This window comes from Dyadobacter luticola, from assembly GCF_005860805.1.
In the GTDB taxonomy this organism is placed as follows: domain Bacteria; phylum Bacteroidota; class Bacteroidia; order Cytophagales; family Spirosomataceae; genus Dyadobacter; species Dyadobacter luticola.
The window spans coordinates 42,255-50,772 of record NZ_VCEJ01000010.1 but is presented as its reverse complement, the minus strand read 5'-3'; the positions used below and the strand labels follow the sequence as shown (position 1 = coordinate 50,772).

General features: G+C 45.3%; 10 protein-coding genes. 5 read left to right on the top strand and 5 right to left on the bottom strand.

Features of this window, described 5'->3' with window-relative positions; translation table 11 throughout:
• Positions 1-156: 156 nt before the first annotated feature.
• Positions 157-582: a hypothetical protein gene (locus tag FEN17_RS26945; protein WP_138368533.1), complete on the bottom strand. Its 426-nt coding sequence runs from the start codon at positions 580-582 to the stop codon at positions 157-159.
• Positions 583-721: 139 nt separating this feature from the next.
• Positions 722-1,147 (bottom strand): helix-turn-helix domain-containing protein, encoded by a 426-nt coding sequence (locus FEN17_RS26940; RefSeq protein ID WP_138368532.1) that lies wholly within the window; start codon positions 1,145-1,147, stop codon positions 722-724.
• Between the two features lie 212 nt (positions 1,148-1,359).
• Here FEN17_RS26940 and FEN17_RS26935 point away from each other — a divergent pair, with 212 nt between their 5' ends.
• The gene (locus FEN17_RS26935) at positions 1,360-3,504 is read left to right on the top strand and encodes an ATP-binding protein (RefSeq protein ID WP_138368531.1); all 2,145 of its coding nucleotides are present in this window, start codon (positions 1,360-1,362) and stop codon (positions 3,502-3,504) included.
• 140 nt (positions 3,505-3,644) lie between these two features.
• Here FEN17_RS26935 and FEN17_RS26930 read toward each other — a convergent pair whose 3' ends face one another.
• Positions 3,645-4,265, bottom strand: a complete 621-nt coding sequence (locus FEN17_RS26930) for a DUF1579 family protein (protein WP_138368530.1) — start codon at positions 4,263-4,265, stop codon at positions 3,645-3,647.
• Between the two features lie 138 nt (positions 4,266-4,403).
• On the opposite strand from FEN17_RS26930, the gene FEN17_RS26925 reads away from it, so the two are divergent.
• From FEN17_RS26925 to FEN17_RS27760, 3 genes are all read left to right on the top strand, one after another.
• The gene (locus FEN17_RS26925; protein ID WP_229209015.1) at positions 4,404-4,757 is read left to right on the top strand and encodes a carboxymuconolactone decarboxylase family protein; all 354 of its coding nucleotides are present in this window, start codon (positions 4,404-4,406) and stop codon (positions 4,755-4,757) included.
• A 5-nt stretch (positions 4,758-4,762) separates the two neighbouring features.
• On the top strand, positions 4,763-5,287 hold the full coding sequence (locus tag FEN17_RS26920) for a DinB family protein (protein WP_138368529.1): 525 nt from the start codon (positions 4,763-4,765) through the stop codon (positions 5,285-5,287).
• 294 nt (positions 5,288-5,581) lie between these two features.
• On the top strand, positions 5,582-5,926 hold the full coding sequence (locus tag FEN17_RS27760) for an alpha/beta fold hydrolase (RefSeq protein ID WP_229209014.1): 345 nt from the start codon (positions 5,582-5,584) through the stop codon (positions 5,924-5,926).
• Between the two features lie 14 nt (positions 5,927-5,940).
• Here the strand turns inward: FEN17_RS27760 and FEN17_RS26910 are convergent, their stop codons facing one another.
• Together FEN17_RS26910 and FEN17_RS26905 are read right to left on the bottom strand one after the other, a co-directional pair.
• A complete protein-coding gene (locus FEN17_RS26910; protein WP_138368528.1) occupies positions 5,941-6,477 on the bottom strand; it encodes a VOC family protein in 537 nt (178 codons plus the stop codon).
• A gap of 64 nt (positions 6,478-6,541) precedes the next feature.
• Complete coding sequence (locus tag FEN17_RS26905; RefSeq protein WP_138368527.1) at positions 6,542-7,249, bottom strand: helix-turn-helix transcriptional regulator; 708 nt, start codon at positions 7,247-7,249, stop codon at positions 6,542-6,544.
• A gap of 143 nt (positions 7,250-7,392) precedes the next feature.
• Here FEN17_RS26905 and FEN17_RS26900 point away from each other — a divergent pair, with 143 nt between their 5' ends.
• A complete protein-coding gene (locus FEN17_RS26900) occupies positions 7,393-8,307 on the top strand; it encodes a TIM barrel protein (RefSeq protein ID WP_138368526.1) in 915 nt (304 codons plus the stop codon).
• The last annotated feature ends 211 nt before the right edge of the window (positions 8,308-8,518 follow it).

The window sequence follows — 8,518 nt, the reverse complement described above, 5'->3', positions numbered from 1 at the left end:
GATGCCCCCTTCCTGTTGCTTAAGGATCGAAACAATCTGCGTCTCGCTGAACTTGGTTTTTTTCATCAGTTTAAAATTAAGTGATATTCTCCAATTTCAAACTGTCTGTGGTTTAGGGATACTTACAGTTTAGGGATACTTACAGTTTAGGGATACTTACAATGGGGTATCTCCACTTGGTAATGATACATTTATCAACTCGACAATTTTTTCGCAAATAACCTTTTCAATATCTGCCAAATTGGCTTGCGAAAACCCTCGCACTACACCTTTACCCGCGACATGACTCAGAGCACGAATAAAACTTAATACTTGTTCAATGTTTTCTTGATCTAAACCATCTGAGTTTAGCTCGTGCAATAAATCACCGTATTTCAAAGGAAGATTGGCAGGTTCTTCGAAATGCTTATTAACTTTTTGAGATAGTTCCTTTATTGCTGGGATAAGTGGCCACGCACCGGCAGGCATTGCTACACCTAGCGGACAGCCAGCAGAGATAAAAAAGGACAATGATTTTTTTCCATTTGACAGAATCTGGCTCAGGAAATTTATCTGTTTAGAGGGGTCATGAAAAATTTGCATTGCAATTCAAAGAAAATGGAGTTTGCAACACAAGTAGCATAATGTCTTTATCTATCGAAAACGTTACATAAAATGATAATTATTTTATTATACGGTCAAGTAGGCCATAAGTAGTTCGTTTTTCGAGTTAAGGCAGGGGCTACTTCCCCCCAATCAACCGCTCCAACCTTTCCATCATCTCATCCTTCTCCTTCAACATCCGCTCATACAAAGCAATTTTCTCCTCATGAAGCTGCATTAACTTATCAATTGGATCTTTCTGAATAGTCCCATAATTCACAGAGCTTCCGACAGCCTGATCATTGAAAGTAGTAGTAATAATGTTGATTGCTTGGTCCTCGTTGAAATTGCGGATCGCCTCAGCCGGTATTTTCAAAATAGCCGCAACTTGCTCCAAAATGTCGGAATCTATCTTTTCTCTTTGTTCGAGAAGAGAGATTTTTTGCTGGTTCCAATCCTCGCCAAGCTCAAACGCCATTGCGTCTTGCTTGAGTCCGAGAAGCTCTCGAAAACGCTTCAAGTTACGGCCTTCGTGAATCTTCGGATTGGAGGTAGTATGTGCCATGTGGAAAAGGTGTTTGGTTAAAAAAGGCAATTTATATAAATCTGCCGGGAAGTGCCCGGATATCTTACAGGTTTGGTTATGTAAGTTACAAGAGGCTTGTGCAGGATTGTAGCGTAGGAATTTTTTTCACTAAATCGTGTTGGGTCAGTTTCGGACACTAGAAAGATCGTTGTTTTTAGTAATTTGAGAAGCTCAAATCCCCTCAAACTGAAATGCTTAAACGGTCTTTACTCAGTAGCCTATTAATCATCACATTTTTCGCAAGCCTATCGACTGTCATTGCCCGGGATAATGTCCTGAAACTGGACAAAACAATGCTGGGCAACGAGCAACGTATATCGCTGGCGTCTGCCAAAGAGTGGATTTATCGTGCTGGTAACAATCCGGATTGGGCAAGAACTGATTTCGTCGCATCCGGATGGGAGAAGAAAAACCCCAGTGAATTGTCTGTAAAAGACGCTGATAAGGAAGGACGTGTCGAGGGTTGGTTTCGGCTCAGGCTAGTTCTGGATTCAACTTTCCAAAGCATTCCCCTTGATTTTCGAAAAACCGGCTGGGCGGCGGTCGATTTGTATGTTGACGGAAAGCTGATCAAAACCTATGGAATCACAGGAAGTTTTGGGAAATCGTATAAGGAGTATTATCCTTATTTCTCGCCTACATTGCCAATAATTCTTGTGCCGGGACAAGAACATATGGTGGCGCTTCACTGGGTTGATTACGTTTCGCCTCTTTTTCCGGAAATATTGAAATCAACCCCTGATGCATTGGAGTCACTTACGTTATTTGGGCCGGATGCAGTGAAGGATTTGCTAAGTTCATTTCGGACGAAAACCATTTACCTGACCCTTTGGCTGATCATTTCGGCGATAATGACCTTATTGTTCTGGCTGATCCCCTTTCAGGGACCGCAGGAACGAAATGTTGTACGCTCCCTGGCTGTATGGGGAACCCTGACTTGTATTCATAATTTGTTCTTGTTCATCGAAGTTTTCCAGTTACCGTACTCTCTTTATTTTTCTACCTTCCTGGCGGCCTGGCTGCTTTTTTACGTTTCATTTCCATTTTCAGTAGTTGCCATAGCACATATTTTAGGGCGACCACTCTCGCTGGTTCTGCGCGTTGTCATTATTGCCGTCGCGACAATTGGAGGAATAGCAACCATTATCATTGGAGATAACCGTATCGGATCGGTTTCCACCGTACTCGGATCGCTGGTTGTCATGTATTTACTTGTCGCTGCCTGGAAAAACGTACGTGGTGCACAATGGCCGGTTGTTGTTGGAGCGATCATCAGTTTGGTATCTTACTTAACCTATGCCGCTATCATTTATGGGATAATTGATCTTCCAACCAAATTGGCTATGACCGGGGCGTTAATTGCTATTCCGCTTTCCTTCGTCGTTTACATTATCCTCCGTTTCAGGGAAATACTGATGGACGTGGAGAGTAAGGCGGCTGCCGTCGTCCGGATTACAGAGGAAAAGCAGGATTTGCTGGCTTCTCAAAACCAACAATTGGAAATGCAGGTCGAAGAACGTACCTCCGAGTTGAACAAATTTCTTAAAGAGCTCACTGCAACGCAGGCGCAGCTAGTGCAAAAGGAAAAGTTGGCAAGCCTCGGAGAGCTCACAGCAGGCATTGCCCATGAAATCCAGAATCCGCTGAATTTTGTGAATAATTTTTCAGAATTGTCGGAGGAGTTGGTTGTCGAGTTGGAGGGCGAGCTTAGTAAGGGTTATATTGCCGAAGCGAGCGCGATCGCGGTGGACATTCGGAGCAATGTTCAGAAAATCCGCCAGCACGGAGGCCGGGCAAGCAATATCGTTCGCGGGATGCTGGAACATTCCCGCAGCACTTCGGGCGACGTCCAGCCCACTGACCTCAACCAGCTTATCGAGGAATATCTTCGCCTGGCTTATCAGGCCCAGCTGACCAAACATCCGGGATTTCATTGTGAGCTGATTACTGATTTTGACCCTGAACTTGGTCAGATCGATGTGGTGCCCCAGGAAATAGGGCGGGTACTGCTTAACCTGTTCGGCAATGCATTTTATACCGTTTATTCAAAGGGTAAGCAGAACCCGGATTTCAAGCCCCTAGTTTGGATCAGTACAAAACTGGCTCATCCTGATTCTGTTGAAATTCGTGTGAGAGATAACGGAATGGGCATACCTGAGGCGATCAAATCCAAAATCATGCAGCCATTTTTCACAACCAAACCAACCGGTGAAGGGACTGGTCTGGGATTATCCCTCAGCTATGACATCATTACAAAAGCTCATGGGGGATCATTTAGTTTCGAAAGTAGCGAAGGTGAATGGAGCGAGTTCTATGTCAAGTTATTTTCCAAATGAAGATGAATTCTTAGCACATATTGGTGCAATTCCTTCAAAGTCAAACCAGGTTGTAAGACCGTTCACCGTTATTTTTTTAGGATAACTATGCAATGTAACCGAGCTAACTCTTTATGCCCAACTATTGGTTAAACGGTAATTCAATTTCCCGCAGCCCTGGAATATTCCAAGCTCCTGGTGATTTTCTTCGTGCCGTTTTGCTCTTCGTAATAAGTCTCTGTATAATGAGAATCGTCCACGATTTGCAAGACTCTTTGTTTCCTGATCTTAAAACCAGGCTGTAATTCGCTCTCCCATTCGTATGTGAAAACGGAACCACTAGGATCATAGCTACCCACTTGAATATCGATGTTACTCCCAATATGATTGTTAATTGAGCTGGAAATAAATGCCTTCTTTACGTTGTCATAACCTTCAACTTCCATTTCCTGGTAATTTTCGAGCTTCATTTGACCGTTAGCAATCGGTATCTGGAGTTTGCCACCTGTTACCTCAACCACATAGAACCGCCCTTCGTAAATCGGCTTCCTTGTAATTGTTCCTTTGACAAAAGGCAGATTTTTATCTTGGAACGCCCAATTCCCTGCAAGCTTACCGAGAATGGCATGGTTGGCACCTGGCCTGGAATAGTCAATTAACTGGTTCATGACTTCTTCCTTTTTGTTTTGCACGGTATCCTTGGCTGGCTTTGTTTGCGCGAAGCCATGAAAGGTAGCAGCCGAAAAAAAGGTCAGGATTGCTAGTGAAATGGATTTTGTCATCAGATCAATTATTAGATCGATAATTTACGCAGAATTTATCGTTTCAACTCGTGCTTCTTTCAAATGCATGGCAACGCGAAGATTACAAAACGAGTATAGAAACAAAACAAGACCCTTCGCATTATACCACATATCTGCATGAAGATGACAGAATATCAATCGTCCAAGGATCGGAAATACACTGAAACACTGATCAATTCCGCACCGAAGGAGGCGGCGGCTTTTTTGAATTTGAAGTATACTGCTGAACGGAGCGACGGCGTCATTCCCGTTAAATACAGGGAGCTGATGTCGGTGGCAGTGGCATTGACAACTCAATGTTCCTACTGCATCGAAGCCCACATGAAAAACGCGATCGAGGCAGGAGCTACAAAGGAAGAAATCGGGGAAACGGTATTTATCGCCGCGGCACTTAGAGCTGGTGGTGCTGTCTGCAATGGTCTTTTTGCAATGCGTATATTTGAGGAGGAAATTGCAAAAAAAGCTCTTTAACAATAATGTCAGAAATCGAACTGTTAATCAATCAAACAATTAATGCGTACGAATGGACGAACCGGCTTCTCGATGAAGTTCCGTCCGACAAATGGGAAGTCATTCCTAAAGTGGTAGACTCCAACATCAACTGGCAGGTTGGGCATTTGATCATTAGCCACTACTTCCATTCAATCATGGTCATCCGTGGCCATCAAATGGATGTACTCCAAAAGCTTCCCATCAAGGAATATAGCGAGATGTTTACAGTCGCCGGCCCGCATAGCTCTTTCGGAAAGGTAAGCCCGGACATACTGTTCAATGCTTTGAACGTAATGCAGCAAAAATCTATTGCCGTTTTATCCTCTCTAACAGTTGCCGAGCTCAACAATCCGTTGGAGCCCACACCCACGCCGCACCCCATTGCGAAGACGAAATTTGAGGCGATTGACTGGAATATCAAACATACCATGTATCACTGTGGGCAGATTGGAATGATTAGCCGGGTGGTGGAGAAGCGATATGATTTCGGTTTAAGGTTGGCCAAATGAATTTGATCAAGCGATTATTTTATCAAATGCTGGCCAGGCGGTTATATCTGTTGTTTGTCATTGTTTTATCATCTTCCATTTGTCGATCTCAGCATTTATATAGCCGATCGTTTGGGAGTCGAAGTAATCACCCAATGATTTTCTTGCACGGAGGGCCGGGTAGCAGCAGCGTATATTTCGAAGCAACTACCGCTCAGTTACTGGCCGATCGGGGATTTTTTGTGATCGGTTACGAATTCACTTGCCTACCGCACGCTGGTTTTCAAACACGCCTCCGCGAACGGATTCTTTTCATTGCCTGCGCCAAATGATCGCGCAAAAGCGATTTATAATTCCTATTCAACAGACCCGCTCATAACTGGCTATGTAAAAAACGAACATGCGGTCGCAACATTCTGGAAGCATGAACCCAGACATAATATTGATGTTACGCCACAGCTCAAATATTTGCGGGAGTTGCAAGTTCCCGTTTATGCACTCTATGGCAAGCAGGATGGTCTTTACTCAAATGAGCAGATTGGTGAACTGAGGCGCGTGATCGGAACTGATCGGGTTAAATATTTGGATCAGTGCTCACACACTTTATTTATTGATCAGCAGGCACTGTTTCTAACGGCGTTAAGTAAGTGGCTGAAATAATCAGCCAGGCACTATTATTCCAGAGTTTCAAAAAAAGCTTTCTGCGCTTTGAATGCTTCATCAAGAGATCGTTGAATGTATGCAATTCCTTGCTTGGCCTCAGGCGTCGCAGCACGTTCTGCAATCTCGGGCTTAGTGAAGTCCACTTCTTCGACCCGCTGGTTGATCCACCACAAATTGCCAAACGGGTCGAGTATGCGGCAGACTTTCTCGCCAAACCATAACAATGTGATATCGGTAACCGACTGTGCATCCAGTTCGAGACTACGGCGATAAGTCTTCTCGATATCTGTGACATACAGGTTCAGGAATGTCGGTGTAGCGGCCCAGCCTTCACGCGCGTCGAAAAGCATGACGTGAGCATCTCCGATCTTTACAACCACGTGGATGATTTGTCCCACATCATTCGTGATTCTGCTGTTGGGGATTTCCTGGGCGTCGAATGCATCTTTCAAAAACGCTATCAACTTTTCCGAAGATGGCGAGATGATCCATGGCGTGATAGCGGTGTAGCCTTCGGGCGTCATGTTTATTGAATTGCTGGTTTCCATGTGCTTTGTTTTAAAGTTTACACAAAATAAGCAGCGTCAGGTGACAGCCTTATGTCAGGGGTGATCAGAATTTTCTCCTATAATTTTCAAGAAATTCTTCCAGACTTATATTGTGTGGCTTGAAGGTCTCATTTATGATTTCAAATCCGATAATCCGATCAAATCGAAATAGCCTAAAATCCTGACGTAAACGGCACCAGGCTATTAAATACCAATTTTCTCCTAACCGGTTAATAACCGCAAATGGCTCCACAAACCGTAATGTCGTATCATCTTTTGCCGATGAGCGATAAGCAAGCCGAACGACATTAAAGTGGGTAAGCGCAATTTGTAATGACGACAACAGGTTGCTGCCGGAGCTCAATGGTGATGTTTCCTCAAAAGCAACCCGCTCAGAAAGGAGCGCCGCTTTATCCTTGGTTTTACTCCGCAGTACCGATTTTATTTTTGTGACAGCACTGACATAGTTTTGTGATAATGAGGAGTCTTTATTGAGTTGCACCAGCTTTTCCGCAGTGATCAATGCATTTGCCTCTTCTTCGGAAAACATGACAGGAGGAAGCCGGTAACCTTCCACAAGGGTATACCCTTTCCCCTCCTCGGTCACGACAGGCACCCCTGCACTTTCCAGCGTACGGATATCACGGTAAATCGTGCGTACGCTGACATTGAACTGCTCGGCCAGGTAAGTGGAAGTTATCGTTCGCTTCGATTGTAGCTGCGTCACAATGGCAACGAGCCGGGAAAGTCGGGAGGTATCGTTATCTGACAATGTTTGTTTTCAAGAACGTTACACAAAAGTGAGTATTTTTCGGCTCCGGACCGCCAGGTTCTGCGCTAAATGCTAACCGGTATATTTTACCCGATTTAGCCTTTCTGGAATGATTATCTACAGCTCCTAACCCATCTACCCCAATGAATACCCGCAGAACATTCCTGAAAAGCAGCATGGCGCTGGCCGCCGTAGCCACTCTTGACCTGCCTATCAAAAAAGACAAACAAAAACTATCTTTTTCGACATTGGGCTGTCCTAAATGGACACTTACCGAAATCGTGACGACCGCGGCCAAAGAGGGTTACGATGCCGTGGAGATTCGCGGGTTACAGGGGGAGCTTTATCTTCCCAAATGCGCTGAATTCAGCACGCCCGAGCAGATTGCTTCAACTCGGAAGCTTTTTGCCGACCATAAAATCGAGATATGCAACCTGGGCGCCTCTACGGCGCTGCACCACCTCGATGCCGAAAAACGCAAGAAAAACCTGGACGAAGGGCGGGCTTTTATAGACCTCGCGCAGCAGCTCGGCTGTCCTTATGTGCGGGTGTTCCCCAATGATCTTCCCAAAGATCAGGATCGCGAGCAAACGATCAATATGATTGCCGAGGGGCTGCTGGAGCTTGCCAATTATGCCAAAGGAAAGAATGTGACCGTCCTTCTGGAATCTCATGGGGAGGTCATCTGGAAAGACATGCTGCTGCGCATCATGAAACAGGCCGAGCACCCGAATGTGGGGTTGATCTGGGATATATTCAATATGTGGTCGGTCACCAAAGAACCGCCTGCAGAAGTGTATGCGGCCTTGAAAAAATACATCCGGCACGCGCACATCAAAGACGGCAGACTGGTCGATGGCAAGTTGGCTTACACTTTCATCGGAAAAGGCGAGGCACCGCTCACCGAGGCGATCAATGCACTCGAAGGAGGCGGATATAAGGGGTATTACAGCTTTGAATGGGAGAAAATGTGGCATCCGGAAATCCCGGAGCCTGAGCTTGCCTTCGCTGATTATCCCGGCGCCATCATACCTTACTTTAACGCTGGCCACCGCTAGATTTGACGAAATGCCTGATAAACCACTCATTACATTACCCGGCGGATCTCATCGGTCTCGCAAACACGATGCAGGGCGAATATGCCAATGTGGAGCTGGCACGTGTCAATGACCATGTGATCAGAATGAGCGTCATGACCGGCCACTATCACTGGCATTATCATCCGGATTCCGATGAAACCTTTATTGGCATTGAAGGTGTGCTGATTAT